Source organism: Streptomyces sp. NPDC107575 (genome assembly GCF_055657265.1).
In genome coordinates this window covers 14651-29732 of record NZ_JBVKBG010000009.1, presented here as the reverse complement: position 1 = coordinate 29732, position 15082 = coordinate 14651, and the positions used below count along the sequence as shown (strand labels likewise).

Sequence of the window (15082 nt, the reverse complement as noted above, 5' to 3'; positions counted from 1 at the left end):
AACGGACTAGCGGGCGGTCGCCGTGACCCGCTCGCTCTCCACGCGCTTGGCGAGGGCCTCGTCGTCGAGCCGGTCCAGGTTGCGGCACAGCACGACGGAACCGCCGGTGGCCAGCGGCGCGTAGAGGCCCGCGGCGAGCCCCTGCCAGGTGTCGTACGCGAGCCCGGACAACAACCGCGAACCGGGACCGGTCAGGCCGAGCCCGGTGGCGTCGGCGGCGGCCTTCTCGACGACCTCCGCGCCCGTCCACTCGGCGCCCGCCACGACGAGCGCGGGCTCGTCCGCGTCGACGGGGGCGAAGGGGGCGAACCGGTCGCCCTGCCCCGGCACTTCGACGGCGTAGTCGAGGAAGCCCTCGGGCGGCTGCGGGAACCGGCCGCCGAGCGGCCGCAGCGCGAGCGCGACCCGCTCCCCGGAGCAGGCGCGGGCGGCGTCGAGGGTGTCGGGACCGCTGACGACGAGATCGGCGGCGGCCGGGTCCCCGCCCACGTCGGCGACGACACCGACGGACGAACAGGCCAGCAGCCACACCGCGGACTGCCAGTGGGCGGGCAGCAGGAGAGCGAGCCTGTCGCCGGGCTCGGCGTTCAGGTCGCCCTGCAGCAGGTTGGCGGTCTTGGCCACCCAGTTCGCGAGCGTGGCCACGGACAACTCCACGCGCTCCCCGGTCGCGTCGTCGTAGAAGGTGACGAGCGGCCGCCCCGGATCGGCGCCGAGAGCGGCCTGAAGCAGAGCGGCAGGAGTACGAGCAGCAACATTCACACCAACCACCCTACGCACCACCCTCGCCCCCACGTGCCTCGGCCGCACGCCGCCCCCGCGCCTCCCGTCCCGAGGCGCTGGGCCGCCCCCGCGTCGGGCACTCTGCCGCCGGCACGGCTTCCCGCCCCTTGCGGCCGACCGCCACCGCCTTGGGTAACTGCCGCCACCACGCCTCCCCACCCGTTGCGGTCGGCCCCCACCGCCTTGGGCAATCTGCCGCCTTGGGCGGCAGGGTGGGCAAGGCGGCCCCCGGTGCCGCGCAACGGAACGACAGGCGCCGCCCCGGCACGGCTCGCAACCCTGGTGCCGCGCAAGGGGGGCGCCACCCCGCCCCAGGCCCCAACACCCGTATGACCCTCCCCCGATGGCCGAGCCCCACGGATCCGCACACGATCGTGCGCATGCGTGGATTCCTTGCTTCCTCGATCGGTGTCACCTGCGCGGCGGCCCTGGCCCTCCCGCTCACCCTGCCCACGGCCTCGCACGCCGCGCCACCCCCGACGCGCGAAGCGGTCCCCGGCAGCACCCAGTCCCTGCCCCTCGAACCCTCGCCCACCGGCACCTCGACGCGCGCCGCCGGCGCCCCTCAAGAACAGGGCCTCACCCGCCGCGAGGTACGACCCTTCTCCCTCGTCGGCGTCGTCTGGGACGACCCGGACGACCACCTCCACGGCCACGTACAAGTGCGTACGCGAACCACGAACACCACCCACTGGTCCACCTGGCAGGACGTCGAGACCCACAACGACGACGCCCCCGACCTGGACACCCCGGAGCGCGCCGCAGGCGACCTGCACGGCTCCACCGCCCCCCTCTGGGTCGGCGACAGCGACGGCGTGGAGGTCCGCGTCAGGGCTGAGGACTCCGACGACGACCGCGCCACGGAGCCGGCCGCCCTCCCCAAGGGCCTGCGCCTCGAACTCGTCGACCCCGGCGACGAGCCCTCCCAGGGCTCCCGAGCGGAGGGCACCAGCGCCGCCGTCATCCCCGCCCTCGACAAGAAGCAGACGGAGGACGAGCTGCTCGAGGCCCGCGGCGCCGACCCCGCCGCGGCCGGCTCCCGCCCGTTCATCGGCCCGCGCCCGCGCATCATCACGCGCAAGGGCTGGGGCGCCAACGAGAAACTGCGGGAACGCAAGCTCGGCTACACCAAAACCGTCAAGGCGGCGTTCATCCACCACAGCGCCACCGGCAACAACTACCGCTGCTCGCAAGCCCCTTCACTCATCCGCAGTATCTACCGCTACCACGTCAAGAGCAGTGGCTGGCGTGACATCGGCTACAACTTCCTCGTGGACAAGTGCGGAAACATCTACGAAGGCCGGGCCGGTGGCGTCACCAAGCCGGTGATGGGCGCGCACACCCTCGGCTTCAACACCAACAGCACGGGTATCGCGGTCCTGGGCTCGTACAGCAGCTCCAACCCGCCCGCCGCGGCCGTCAAGGCCATCGCCCGGCTCACGGCCTGGAAGCTCGGTCTCCACGGCGCGAATCCGCGCGGGTCGACATATCTGAAGTCGGGCGGTGGCAATCTCTACCGCAAGGGAAAGAATGTACGACTCAAGGTGATCTCCGGTCACAGGGACGGTTTCGCGACCGAATGTCCGGGACGCCGGCTCTACAACAAGCTCGGCAGCGCCCGCTCCAGCTCCGCCCACCTCCAGGGCCGCTGACGCCGGCCGGCCTGGGCGCCTCGCACGGTCTGCATACACTGGCCGGCCGAAAGACAGTTCGGCCGGCCCCAGCAGGAAGCAGAGACGACAGGTGACAGAAGCGATCCTCCTGGTCGGCGGCAAGGGCACCAGACTCCGGCCACTCACGGTGAACACGCCGAAACCGATGGTCCCGGCGGCCGGTGTGCCGTTCCTCACGCACCAGCTGGCGCGCGCGAAGGCGGCGGGCGTCGACCACATCGTTCTGGCCACCTCCTACCTGGCCGAGGTCTTCGAGCCCTACTTCGGCGACGGCTCCCGCCTCGGCCTCCACCTCGAATACGTCACCGAGGTCGAACCCCTCGGCACCGGCGGCGCCATCCGCAACGTCGCCTCGCACCTGCACTCGGGCCCCGACGAGCCCGTCCTGATTTTCAACGGCGACATCCTCACGGGCCTCGACATCGGCGCACTGGTGGATGAGCACGAGACGACCGGCGCGGACGTCTCCCTCCACCTCTCGCGCGTCGAGGACCCCCGCGCCTACGGCCTGGTGCCGACCGACTCCACGGGCCGGGTGACGGCCTTCCTGGAGAAGCCCCAGACCCCCGAAGAGATGGTCACGGACCAGATCAACGCGGGCGCGTACGTCTTCCGCCGCTCGGTCATCGACACGATCCCGACGGGCCGCCCGGTCTCGGTGGAGCGCGAGACGTTCCCCGACCTGCTGGCCTCCGGCGCCCACCTCCAGGGCATGGTCGACTCCACCTACTGGCTGGACCTCGGCACCCCCCAGGCCTTCGTCCGCGGCTCCGCCGACCTGGTCATGGGCCGCGCCCCGTCGCCCGCGGTCCCGGGCCGCAGGGGCGACCGCCTGGTCCTGCCGTCGGCACGCGTGGCCCCGGACGCGAAGCTCACCGAGGGCACGGTCGTGAGCGAGGGCGCGCGGGTCGGCGAGGGCGCCCGCATCTCCGGCTCCACGATCCTGCCGGACGCCGTGATCGAACCGGGCGCGGTGATCACCGACTCCCTGGTCGGCACGGCGGCCCGCGTGGGCGCCCGTACGACCCTCAAGGGCGCGGTGATAGGAGACGGAGCCCACGTGGGCGCGGACAACGAACTCCACTCGGGCGTCCGCGTCTGGTGCAACGCGACTCTGCCCGCAGCATCGATCCGCTTCTCGTCGGACCAGTAAGCGACATTTCAAGCCCCGCCGACCATTCAAGCCCCTGCGGCGATTGAGCAGCGGGGTCCGGGGCAGAGCCCCGAGCCGTCAACCACGGGGCCCCGAAGGGGCACTTTCGGGAAGGGGCGGGCTGGGGGAGAAGAACCTCTACCCTCGAAGAACCACCCGCCCCACCACCCCGCCCCGCAAGAAGGACCCCGTGGCCGGCCGCCGATACCCCTCCGAAACCCCGCTCCACCTGGGCCTCACCCTCAGCCCCCTGCGCAGAGGCCCCGCGGACCCCACCTTCCGCACCACCCCGGACGGCGCGGTGTGGCGATCCAGCCGCACCCCCCAGGGCCCGGCCACCCTCCGCATGACCGAGGACCACGACGGCGCGGTCCGGGCCCGGGCCTGGGGCGAGGGAGCCGACTGGTTCCTGTCCCAACTCCCGCACCTGCTGGGCGAGTCGGACGACCCGTCCGCCTTTGAACCCCGGCACCGCCTCGTCGCGCGGACGGCCCACCGCCGCCCCGGCCTCCGCCTCACCCGCACGGGCCTGGTCCTCGAATCCCTGATCCCGTCGATCCTGGAACAGAAGGTCACGACGGACGAGGCCTACCGCGCCTGGCGCCTGCTCCTGAACAAGTACGGCGAACCGGCCCCGGGCCCGGCCGGCGAGGACCTGCGCATGCGCGTGATGCCGGACCCGCGTACGTGGACGCTGATCCCGTCCTGGGAATGGCACAAGGCCGGCGTCGACAACAAGCGAGCCTCGACGATCCTTCGCGCGGCCAAGGTGGCCCGCCGCCTGGAGGAGGCGGCGGCGATGGAACCGGGGGAGGCCCGCACCCGGCTGGAACTGGTCCCCGGCATCGGCCCCTGGACCTCCGCGGAGACGGTCCAGCGCACGCACGGCGCCCCCGACGAGGTGACGACGGGCGATCTGCACCTGCCCGGCATCGTCGGCCACGCCCTCGCGGCCAACCGGAACGCGACGGACGAGGACATGCTGGAACTCCTGGCCCCGTACGCGGGCCAGCGCCACCGGGCGGCCCGCCTGATCATGCTCAGCGGCGTCTCACCGCCGCGCAGGCAGCCCAAGATGCGCAAGGTGAACATCGCGGAGTGGTGAGGAATCCCGCCGCGAAGCTGCCCGCGACGCCCTGCCGCACCTCGACAAAGACGCCCTACCGCACCTGGACCTACCGCACCTCGACAAAGTCGGAGACGACCCGCTCCGGCCGCTCTCCCGGCGCCCCCGCCGCATGCCCGACCGCGACGGCCCCCATCGGGTCCCACGACTCCGGCAGCCCGAGCACGTCCCGCACGACCTCCCGGCAGAACATCGTCGACGACACCCACGCCGACCCGAGCCGCTCCCCGGCCAGCGCGACCAGGAAGTTCTGCACCCCGGCCCCGGTGGCCACCACGAACATCTCCCGCTCGGCGGCATCCCGGCGCGCGTCCCCGTACGTGTGCGACCCGTCCATCACGAGGCAGGGCACCACCAGGTAGGGCGCGTTGCGCAGCACGTCCCCGCGCCGCACCCGCTTCGCGATGGACTCCTCGCTCTTGCCGTCCCGCCGCAGGTCCTCGACCCACGTGTCGCGCATCGCGTCGAGCAGCCGCGTCCGCGACTCCTGCGACTCGAGCAGCACGAACCGCCACGGCGTCGTGTGGTGCGGCGCGGGCGCCGTGACGGCCGCGGCGACGGCCCGCCGTACGGCCCCCGGATCGACCGGCTCGTCGGTGAACGCCCGTACGGTCCGCCGCTGCGTCACGGCCTCCCGCACCGCCTCCGACGTACCGAGCCGGAACATGTCGTCGCGCGCGACCCGCACCAACTCCCGTGCGGAACCGCCCTGTTCCTGGGCGACGGCCGGGCCGAGACCCCGCACCACGGCGACCGGAAGGCCGCCGGCCTTCCCCTTCACGAGGTCGCCCGCGGCCGCCAGCTCGTCGGCCGTGGCCACCACGGTGGCGCTGAGCGGATTCCCGTACGCGTCCGTACCGCCCCGCAGGTCGTCGAGTACGCGCACGCCCGCCGCCCCGATGGCGACATCGGTCAGCCCGTTCCGCCACGGTCTGCCGAAGGTGTCGGTGACGACGACCCCGACCTCGACGCCCAGCGCGTCGCGCACGCCGTCCCGGATGGCGGCCGCCGAGGCGTCCGGGTCCTCGGGGAGCAGCAGCACCGTCCCCGCGGGGGTGTTGGAGGCGTCGACCCCTGCCGCGGCCATCACGAGCCCCAGCTTGTTCTCGACGATCCGCAGCGGGCCGCGGCGCGCCACGACCCGTACGGTCTCGGCGTCTATCGCGGCCTCGCGGTCGTCGGCCCGGAGCACGCGCCCCTCGGCCTTGCTGACGATCTTCGAGGTGACCAGCAGCACGTCACCGTCGACCAGCCCCGGCTCGGCGGCGACGATCAGCTTCGCGAGGTCGTCGCCCTCGCGCACCTCGGGGAGCCCGGGGACGGCCCAGGCGCGAAAGGAAGGAGCGTCCGGGGAAGTCACGCGCCGCGCACCTCCTCGGCGAGCTTCAGCGCCTCGCGCGCCATCTCCGCCGCGGCGGTGCCCTCCACGGGGTCCGTCATCATCAGCGGCACGGCGCGGCAGCGGATCCCGGCGGCCTCGACGCGCTCCACGGCCTTCTCGTCGACCGTGTCGACCAGCCATCCGTCGAGCAGGCCCGCCCCGTAGTGCTCGGCGACGGCCGCCGCGCTGGACTCCACGCCCACCGCCGCGAGCACCTTGTCGGCCATGCCGCGCACCGGCGCGTCACCGACGATCGGCGAGAGCCCGATGACGGGCGCGCCCGCCTCGGCGATGGCCTCGCGGATGCCCGGGACGGCCAGGATCGTCCCGACGCTCACCACGGGGTTCGACGGCGGGAAGACGATCACGTCGGCCTCGGCGATGGCCTCCAGGACGCCCGGCGCGGGCTTCGCCTCCTGGGCCCCCACCGGCACGACGGCCTGCGCGTCCACGGAGGCGCGCAGCTTCACCCAGTACTCCTGGAAGTGCACGGCCTTGCGCTCGCCGTCCACATCGACCGCCACGTGCGTCTCCACGCGGTCGTCCGACATGGGCAGGAGCCGCACGCCCGGCTGCCACCGCTCGCACAGCGCCTCGGTGACCGCGCTGAGCGGGTAGCCGGCGCCCATCATCTGCGTACGGACGATGTGCGTCGCGAAGTCCCGGTCGCCGAGCCCGAACCACTTGGGTCCGACCCCGTACGCCGCGAGCTCCTCCTTGACCGTGAACGCCTCGTCCGTGCGTCCCCAGCCCTGCTCCTCGTTGATGCCGCCGCCCAGCGTGTACATCACCGTGTCGAGGTCCGGACAGACCTTCAGGCCGAAGAGGTGGATGTCGTCCCCGGTGTTGCCGATGACCGTGATGTCCGCGTCCGGCGCGGCCAGCTTGAGACCGCGAAGGAACCGGGCACCACCGATGCCGCCTGCCAGAACCACAATGCGCATGTGCCCAGCATCGCAGGCACCTCTGACAGCGCGTCGGCCGGTCTCAGACAGTGGCGCCCGCGGCGGGGCCCTCCGCGCCCTCGGCGACCGAGCAGGTGGGTGTGTGCATCGGCATCTCGGTCAGCCCGGGGAAGTAGACGTGCAGGCTGACCGCGGGCTCGAGCGAGTCGTTGACGACCTCGTGCACATAGCCCGGCGCGAAGACCCGCTGCGCGCCGGTGCCGAGCGCGCGCACGCCCCCTTCCGTACGCTCCGTCAGCTCGCCCTGCAGCAGCGTCAGTACGCCGGAGGAGCGGCCGTGGTCGTGCAGCCCGCTGCCCTGGCCCGGCACCCACGACAGCAGCCACACCTCGTAGCCGGGCCCGGTGCGCAGGCGGTGGTACCAGCGGGTCGTGGCGTCGTACTCGACGAGGTGCTCCCACTGGGAGCGGTCGGCCGCGATGGAGCGCGCGAGGCCGACGAATTCGGCCACCGTCTCGGGGTGTTCCCTGGCGGGCTGCAGCAGGTGCGGTACTTCGAAGATGTCGCCGGCGATCTGGAGGTCGCTGTCGCTGTTCATGGGGTGGTGGTGTTCCTCAAGGAAGTGCGGTGCACAGGGCCGTACTGGGATGAGAAGAAGCGTGGTCGGAGCTCTGGAGGCTCAACGACTCAACAGCTGGAACAGCAACAGCAACACGCGAGGGCAGCGCGGACGGACCCGGCGGTGCGGGTCGTCGAGGGTGCCGAATTCGCGAGCATGCCCAACAGGACAGCGGGTCATGCCCTTGTTGTCAACCCAATGTCCGGATTGTGGAATATGGTTCACCTCATCCGGTGCCCTTGTCAGGCGAAAGGTTTGTGCAGTGAGGCGGCCGGACATGTGGCGCAGCAACCCGGCGCGCAAACGTCGGAACGTCAGTGATCTTCGCGGCGTCCTTCCTTGTAGCAGTCATCGAAGGAGGGGTGGTCGCGCGGTGTGCGGTCGGCTCCACATGAGCCGCGGGCAAGTGTCACGGTTTTTGGCGATTTGAACACTTTCCGCATAGCCTTGGTTCCGCAGAGTGAATAACGGGCCCAATAGCAGATCTCGGCTTGACTGCCCCGGATCGGCACACTTGTAATTTCACTCGTGTCGTTCAGCCGAAATCGGTAGCGGCAACATCACGGGGACGCACGGACAGACGAGGGGCGCACTATGACCGAGTCGTTTCAGGATCTGCTGGTCGAGGACGCGGAAGAAGAACTCGGCTGGCAGGAGCGCGCGCTGTGCGCCCAGACCGACCCCGAATCCTTCTTCCCCGAGAAGGGCGGCTCCACGAGAGAGGCCAAGAAGGTCTGCCTCGCGTGCGAGGTCCGCTCCGAGTGCCTCGAATACGCGCTCGCCAATGACGAACGCTTCGGTATCTGGGGCGGCCTCTCCGAGCGCGAGCGCCGTCGGCTGAAGAAGGCCGCCGTCTAGGACCTGCCTTCGAACTCCCGTCGTCGCCCGAGATGTGCGGTGCTTTCCGGCCCGCTGCCCGTGGTTGTCCACAGGCGGCGGGTCGCGTTTGTTGGCAGCCGTTAGTGTGGGGCCCCGTCCCGGACGCCACCGTGTCCCCAGTGGGCGCGGGCGTCCACCGCAGTCCAACGAACCGGGGCCCGTACCTCGATGTCCGTGCACAGCCACTCGGCAGGTCAATTCGGCACTGCCGCCGCCGCGTTCAACCCGGGGCCCGCAGCAGGGGTCGACCCGAGCAGCGCCCCCGAGTTCCCCAGGCATGTCGTCACCGCCGTCGTCGTCTCGCACGACGGAGCGCGCTGGCTGCCCGACGTTCTGTCAGGACTGCTCTCCCAGGAGCGCCCCGTACAGAACGCGATGGCGGCCGACACCGGCAGCGCCGACGACTCCGCCGCGCTCGTCGCCCGCGCCATCGGTGACGACCGCGTGCTGCACCTCGCGCGCCGCACCGGCTTCGGCCAGGCCGTCGAGGAGGCCGTGCGCAGCGCGGGCGTCCTCACCCCTGAAGAGCTTCCGTACCTGAAGCGCCCGAGCGGCTGGGACCCCGTCAGCCGCTCCTGGCGCGACGACGCGTACGACCTGCCCGACCTGCCGCACGGCGAACCCGAGCAGTGGCTGTGGCTGCTGCACGACGACTGCGCGCCCGATCCCGACGCGCTCGCCCAGATGCTGCGCGTCGTCGAGAGGGAGCGCGAGGCGGGCAGCGACGTCGCGATCGTCGGCCCCAAGCTGCGCGGCTGGTACGACCGCAGGCAGCTCCTCGAGGTCGGCGTCTCCATCGCCCACTCCGGGCGCCGCTGGACCGGCCTCGACCGCCGCGAGCAGGACCAGGGACAGCACGACCACGTGCGGCCCGTCCTGTCGGTGTCCACCGCCGGCATGCTGATCCGGCGTGATGTCTTCGAGCAGCTCGGCGGCTTCGACCGCAGGCTGCCGCTGATGCGTGACGACGTGGACCTGTGCTGGCGCGCCCAGGCGGCGGGCCACCGGGTCGTCGTCGCCCCCGACGCCGTCGTGCGGCACGCCGAGGCCTCCTCGCGCGAGCGCCGCACGGTCGACTGCGTCGGCCGCACCGCCACGTCGCCGCACAAGGTCGACAAGGCGGGCGCCGTCTACACCCTGCTCGCCAACGCGCGCGGGGCGACGCTTCCGTGGGTCCTGCTGCGCGTCGTGTTCGGCACGGTGCTGCGTACGCTCGCGTACCTCGTCGGCAAGGTGCCGGGACAGGCCTTCGACGAGATCACCGGTCTGCTGGCGACGCTGCTGCGGCCGGGGCGGATCCTCGCCGCCCGCAGGCAGCGTGGCAAGGGCGCCGTCGACCCGAAGGAACTGCGCCCGCTGTTCCCGCCGCCGGGCGCGACGGTGCGGCTCACCGTCGAGCAGGTGGCCGGAAGCCTCTTCGAGGGCTCCGACCCGGAGACCGCCAGGGCGGGCCGGCACGGTGGCGGTGGCCTCGAGTCGCCCGACGACGCCGAGTTCGTCCGGGTCGAGCGGTTCGCGCGCCTCAAGCGCATCGCCCGCAACCCCGGGCCGATGCTCGTCGTGGTGCTGCTCTTCGTCTCCCTCATCGCCTGCAGAGGGCTGCTGGGCGGCGGGGCGCTCGCGGGCGGCGCGCTGCTGCCGGCTCCCGCCGACGCCTCCGAGCTGTGGGCACGCTACGTGGACGCCTGGCACGCCACCAGCACGGGCGGCACCCAGGCGGCGCCCCCGTACCTCGCGGTCCTCGCCACCCTCGCCTCCGTACTGTTCGGCTCCACCGGACTCGCGGTCACGGTGGTGCTCGTCGGCTCCGTGCCGCTCGCCGGATTCACCGCGTACTTCGCGTCCAGGCCGCTCGTCACCTCGCGCCTGCTGCGCGCGTGGGCGGCCGTCGCGTACGCCTTCCTGCCCGCCGTCACGGGCGCCCTCGCGGGCGGCCGCATCGGCACCGCGGTCCTCGCGATCCTGCTGCCGCTCCTCGCGCGCGCGGGGCTCGCCGCCTCGGGCCTGACGCACACTCAGGGCGGGCGCGGCAGCTGGCGGGCCACCTGGGCGTACGCGCTGCTGCTCACGATCACGACGGCCTTCACGCCGATCGTGTGGCCGGTCGCGCTGGTCCTCGGCATCGCCCTCCTCGTCGTGCGGCGCTCGGACATCACCGCCTACGGGCTGCGCTTCCTGGCCGTGCTCGGCACGCCGCTGCTGATGCTCGCCCCGTGGTCCCTCTCGCTGCTCCCGTTCGGTTTCTTCAAGGAGGCCGGACTCCCGTACGAGGCGGGGGCCGCGACCGGGCTCGGTCTGCTCGGCGCCTCGCCGGGCGGCTCCGGGACCACGGGCAGCCTGCTGCTGATCGGCATCGTCCTCGCCGCGCTGGCCGCCCTGCTCCGCACCGAGCGGCGTCCCGCGATCCTCACCGCCTGGGCCGTCGCCTTCGTGGCGCTCGTCTTCGCGGCGCTGTCGAACGGCTCGGCGTGGGCCGGTCCCGCCACCCTCGTCTACGGCATCGCGCTCCTGGCCGCTGCCGCGCTCGGCGCCGACGGCGCGCGCTCGCGGGTGGCCGAGCAGAGCTTCGGCTGGCGCCAGCCGGTGGCCGCGCTCATCGCGTTCGCCGCGGCCGCGGGCCCCGTACTGCTCGCCGCGGGCTGGATGATCGGCGGCGCCGACGGGCCGGTGGAGCGGCGCGACCCGGTGCAGGTGCCCGCGTTCGTCGCCGAGGAGGCCGGCACCCGGGACCAGGCCCGCACGCTCGTCATGGACGGCTCCACGGGCGACGTCTCGTACTCGCTGGTCCGCGGTGCGGGTGCGCGTCTCGGTGACGGCGAGCTGACCGAGGCCGCGGGCGAGAACGCCAAGCTCGACAAGGTCGTCGCCAACCTGGTCGCGGGCTCCGGCGCCGACCAGGCCGACCAGCTCGGCGGCTTCGCCGTGCGCTACGTCCTCGTACGGGGCGGCGCGCCGCGCGAGATGAGCCGCGTCCTCGACGCGACGCCCGGCCTTACCCGGCTCAGCCAGCAGGACGGCACGGCGCTGTGGCGCGTCGACCGGCAGGTGGCGCGGGCCGTCGTTCTTCCGAAGGCCGGCGTCGGTTCCACCGCCGAGGAGGCCGTGCCGGTCGCGGCGGGCCCCGTCGAGCTGCACACGAAGGTGCCGCAGGGCAAGGAGGGCCGCGTGCTGCGGCTCGCCGACCAGTCCGCCGAGGGCTGGACCGCGACGCTCGACGGCGCACCTCTTACGAAGACGACCGTCGACGGCTGGGCGCAGGGCTTCGAACTGCCCGCCTCGGGCGGCACGCTGGACGTCACGTACGACGATCCGATCACGCACACCCTCTGGATGTGGGCCCAGGGCGCGCTCGCCCTCGTCCTCGTGGTGCTGGCCCTGCCGGGCCGCCGCGAGAACGTCGACGACGACCTGCCGGACGAGCCCGTGGTGACCGCGGAGGACCTCGCGGGCGACGGCCGCAGGGCCCGCCGGCTGCGCGCCCAGGCAGAGGCGGAGCAGGCCGCGCAGGCCGAGCCGGCGCCCCAGCCGGTTCCGGGCGCCGCAGTGCCTACTCCTCCGGAGGAGGCCCCGGTGGCCGGCTTCCCGCACCAGCAGACGTACGCGGAGTGGGACCAGCCCAGCTACGCGAACGCCGAGTACGGCACGTACGCGGTGGGGGAGCAGCAGTACCAGGGCGGCGCCTACGGCTACGACCAGCAGGCCGACCCCTACCAGGCGGGCCAGTACGACCCGTACGCCTACGGAGGCGGGTACGAGCAGCACCAGCAGTTCGACCCCGCGTACGAGCAGCAGCACGGCCACGGCAACGGCGCCGACAGTGAGCGCCCCGACGGGAGCCAGCAGTGAACCGCACGACCCTGTCCCTGATCGCCGCCGTGACCGCCCTGGCCGCCGTCACGGGCTTCGCCGCCGCCACGACGCCCGGCGGGGACGACACGTCCGGCAGCGCGGCCGCCGCGCGCCTCCCGGTCGAGCGCTCCAGCCTGCTGTGCCCCGAGCCCAGCCAGTCCGACCTCGCCGAGACCGCGTACACCTCGTACACGCCCACCACGAAGGGCACCGAGGGCGGCGGCACGGCGGAGCTGCTGCCCGCCAAGGGCGGCAAGAAGGGCAAGGCGGTCGTCACCCCGGAGAAGCCCGGCACGCCCGTAGCGGGCGACGCCTCGGGGGCGGAGGCGCCCGCGCTGACCGGCACCGCCGACGGGGCCCTCGCGCCCGGCTGGACCGTTCAGCAGACCACCAGCGTGACCGCCGGCGCCGGCCGCGGGCTGCTCGGTGTGAACTGCTCGGAGCCCGACACGGACTTCTACTTCCCGGGCGCCAGCACCGCGAAGGGCCGCAGCGACTACGTCCACCTCACGAACCCGGACGACGAGGCCGCGGTCGTGGACGTGCAGATGTACGGCCCCGAAGGGCCCGTCAAGTCCGAGGTCGGCGAGGGCATCACCGTCCCGCCGCACTCCAGCGTCCCGGTGCTGCTGTCGACGCTGACCGACAAGGCGTACACGAACCTGACGCTGCACGTGACCGCGCGCAGCGGCCGGGTCGGAGCGGCCCTGTCGGACGTGGACGAGAAGCAGGGCGGGGACTGGCTGTCCGCCGCTGCCGACCCGGCCGCGTCCCTCGTGCTGCCCGGCATCCCGAAGGACGCCAAGAACGTCCGGCTGGTCGCCTTCGCGCCGGGTCAGGACGATGCCGACCTCAAGGTCCAGCTCGCCACCTCCAGCGGCAAGATCGCCCCCGCCGGACACGACACGCTGCACCTGAAGTCGGGCATGACCACGGCCGTCGACCTCGGTGCCGTGACGCGCGGCGACGCGGGGTCGCTGATCCTGTCGCCGTCCGAGGGCTCCGTGCCGGTGGTGGCCGCGCTGCGCGTCACGCGCGGCAAGGGTGCCGACCAGGAGACCGCGTTCATCCCGGCCACGCGGAGCATCGGCGCGCGCGCCACGGTCGCCGACAACCGCTCCAAGGGCTCCACGCTCGCCCTGACCGCCCCCGGGGCGACCGGCAAGGTCAAGGTCACCGCGTCCGCGGGCACCGAGGGCGGCACGGCGACCACGAAGGAGTACACGGTCAAGGGCGGCACGACGCTCTCGGTCACCCCGCCCGTCCCGTCCGGCCTGAAGGGCAGCTACGCGCTGACGGTGGAGCCGGTGTCGGGCGGCCCGGTGCACGGCTCGCGGATGCTGGAGAAGAAGCAGGGCTCCGTCCCCGCGTTCACGGTGCAGACGCTGCCGGACGACCGGGGCATGGTGTCGGTGCCGAAGGCCGACGAGGACCTCTCGGTGGTGCAGAAGTAGCGGCCCGCGGCACGGGCGGCGGGGTCAGTCCTCGCCGTCCCCGAAGTCGCCGTAGTCCCCGTACCGGGGGTCCACGGTCTCCGGGGTGAGCCCCAGGACCTCCGCGACCTGCTCGACGACGACCTCGTGCACGAGCGCCGCCTGCTCCTCGCGCCCCTTGGTGCGGATCTCCACGGGGCGCCGGTAGACGACCACGCGCGCGGGGGTGTCGTCCTGCGCGGGCACGGTGCCGCCGAGCGGCACCGTGCCGCCCGTCCGGGCCTCGTCCTCGGCCGTCAGGCGCGGCACGTCCAGAATCAGGAAGTCGACCTCGGCGAGCTGCGGCCAGCGCCGCTCCAGGCGCTCCACGGAGTCCTGTACGAGATCGGAGAAGGCCTCCGCGCGGCTGGCGGACAGTGGCACCTGCGGGGGAGCCACAGGGCCGCGCATGCCCCTCCCGTGCCGGTCCCTGCGGCGCGGCGGGCGCGGCTCCCCGGAGGGCGGCGAAACCGCGTCGTCTGTGTTGACTGGCCTTTCCATCACTGACGCAGCGTAGTCCTCCGCGGCGCCGGAAGCGGGGTGGCGCCGGACGGAGCCCTCCATGTCGCTTCCTGACCGATCAAGCCAATCTTGGGGCTGATTCAACTTCTCTCCCGGATCGATGATCTCGCGGCAATTGGCGCTATATGCCCGTAGTGGTGACCGCTTTCAACTGCCCGGTGGGGCGCACAACCCGGGGTCGGCGCAGGTCATCGAGGCGCCCGCGCGCGGCGGTGTGCGCCGTATCACGCCACGACACGGTGGGGTGACCTCGGGGAGAGTCGTCGCGGCCCGCTCAAGAGTGCGGTACCGTCCAACGCTGTGAGCCCTGTACGTCGCTGTTCGCGCACCGCTTGCGGCCGTCCCGCCGTCGCGACGCTGACGTACGTCTACGCCGACTCGACCGCGGTCCTCGGCCCGCTCGCCACCTACGCCGAACCCCACTGCTACGACCTGTGCGCCGAGCACTCCGAGCGCCTCACCGCGCCGCGCGGCTGGGAGGTCGTCCGGCTCTCCGACGGCAGCGGCCCCAGCCGCCCGAGCGGGGACGACCTGGAGGCCCTCGCCAACGCCGTGCGCGAGGCGGCCCGCCCGCAGGAGCGCGCCGCCGAGGCCGGCGGCTCCGGGCCGCGCACCGCGGACCCGATGGAGGTCGCCCGCCGCGGCCACCTCCGGGTGCTGCGCTCGCCCGACAACTGACCGGCCTTCTTTCTCGCGGTCGGGGCTCAACTTCCTTGTAGG

At 72.9% G+C, this 15082-nt stretch carries 12 protein-coding genes; 7 read left to right on the top strand and 5 right to left on the bottom strand.

Going from position 1 to position 15082, the window contains the following annotated elements; all coding sequences use genetic code 11:
* Window positions 1–6: 6 nt before the first annotated feature.
* Window positions 7–762 carry a TIGR03089 family protein gene (locus ACZ7L4_RS36300; RefSeq protein WP_472109284.1) on the bottom strand — a complete coding sequence of 252 codons (756 nt, stop codon included), beginning with the start codon at window positions 760–762 and terminating at the stop codon, window positions 7–9.
* 401 nt (window positions 763–1163) lie between these two features.
* On the opposite strand from ACZ7L4_RS36300, the gene ACZ7L4_RS36295 reads away from it, so the two are divergent.
* The 3 genes from ACZ7L4_RS36295 (at window position 1164) to ACZ7L4_RS36285 (ending at window position 4714) form a co-directional block, all read left to right on the top strand.
* Window positions 1164–2435 carry a peptidoglycan recognition protein family protein gene (locus ACZ7L4_RS36295; RefSeq protein ID WP_472109282.1) on the top strand — a complete coding sequence of 424 codons (1272 nt, stop codon included), beginning with the start codon at window positions 1164–1166 and terminating at the stop codon, window positions 2433–2435.
* A 91-nt stretch (window positions 2436–2526) separates the two neighbouring features.
* Window positions 2527–3609, top strand: a complete 1083-nt coding sequence (gene manB / locus ACZ7L4_RS36290) for a mannose-1-phosphate guanylyltransferase (protein WP_472109281.1) — start codon at window positions 2527–2529, stop codon at window positions 3607–3609.
* 190 nt (window positions 3610–3799) lie between these two features.
* Window positions 3800–4714, top strand: coding sequence for a DNA-3-methyladenine glycosylase family protein (locus ACZ7L4_RS36285; protein ID WP_472109280.1), 915 nt, complete (start codon window positions 3800–3802; stop codon window positions 4712–4714).
* A gap of 70 nt (window positions 4715–4784) precedes the next feature.
* Here ACZ7L4_RS36285 and ACZ7L4_RS36280 read toward each other — a convergent pair whose 3' ends face one another.
* The 3 genes from ACZ7L4_RS36280 to ACZ7L4_RS36270 are packed head-to-tail and all read right to left on the bottom strand — an operon-like array spanning window position 4785 to window position 7619.
* Window positions 4785–6095, bottom strand: a complete 1311-nt coding sequence (locus ACZ7L4_RS36280; protein ID WP_472109278.1) for a coenzyme F420-0:L-glutamate ligase — start codon at window positions 6093–6095, stop codon at window positions 4785–4787.
* Window positions 6092–7060 carry a 2-phospho-L-lactate transferase gene (cofD, locus tag ACZ7L4_RS36275; protein ID WP_472109276.1) on the bottom strand — a complete coding sequence of 323 codons (969 nt, stop codon included), beginning with the start codon at window positions 7058–7060 and terminating at the stop codon, window positions 6092–6094. Before cofD ends, ACZ7L4_RS36280 begins: the two co-directional genes overlap by 4 nt.
* 43 nt (window positions 7061–7103) lie before the next feature.
* Window positions 7104–7619 carry a cysteine dioxygenase gene (locus tag ACZ7L4_RS36270; RefSeq protein ID WP_472109274.1) on the bottom strand — a complete coding sequence of 172 codons (516 nt, stop codon included), beginning with the start codon at window positions 7617–7619 and terminating at the stop codon, window positions 7104–7106.
* Window positions 7620–8234: 615 nt separating this feature from the next.
* Here ACZ7L4_RS36270 and ACZ7L4_RS36265 point away from each other — a divergent pair.
* The 3 genes from ACZ7L4_RS36265 (at window position 8235) to ACZ7L4_RS36255 (ending at window position 13822) form a co-directional block, all read left to right on the top strand.
* Window positions 8235–8498, top strand: coding sequence for a WhiB family transcriptional regulator (locus ACZ7L4_RS36265; RefSeq protein WP_127831770.1), 264 nt, complete (start codon window positions 8235–8237; stop codon window positions 8496–8498).
* Window positions 8499–8687: 189 nt separating this feature from the next.
* Window positions 8688–12365: a glycosyltransferase family 2 protein gene (locus ACZ7L4_RS36260; RefSeq protein WP_472109272.1), complete on the top strand. Its 3678-nt coding sequence runs from the start codon at window positions 8688–8690 to the stop codon at window positions 12363–12365.
* Window positions 12362–13822: a DUF5719 family protein gene (locus tag ACZ7L4_RS36255; RefSeq protein ID WP_472109270.1), complete on the top strand. Its 1461-nt coding sequence runs from the start codon at window positions 12362–12364 to the stop codon at window positions 13820–13822. The genes ACZ7L4_RS36260 and ACZ7L4_RS36255 overlap by 4 nt, the downstream gene beginning before the upstream one ends.
* 24 nt (window positions 13823–13846) lie before the next feature.
* On the opposite strand, the gene ACZ7L4_RS36250 is transcribed toward ACZ7L4_RS36255, so the two are convergent.
* Window positions 13847–14251: a metallopeptidase family protein gene (locus ACZ7L4_RS36250; RefSeq protein ID WP_472109268.1), complete on the bottom strand. Its 405-nt coding sequence runs from the start codon at window positions 14249–14251 to the stop codon at window positions 13847–13849.
* Between the two features lie 411 nt (window positions 14252–14662).
* Here ACZ7L4_RS36250 and ACZ7L4_RS36245 point away from each other — a divergent pair, with 411 nt between their 5' ends.
* The gene (locus ACZ7L4_RS36245; protein ID WP_385765462.1) at window positions 14663–15040 is read left to right on the top strand and encodes a DUF3499 domain-containing protein; all 378 of its coding nucleotides are present in this window, start codon (window positions 14663–14665) and stop codon (window positions 15038–15040) included.
* The last annotated feature ends 42 nt before the right edge of the window (window positions 15041–15082 follow it).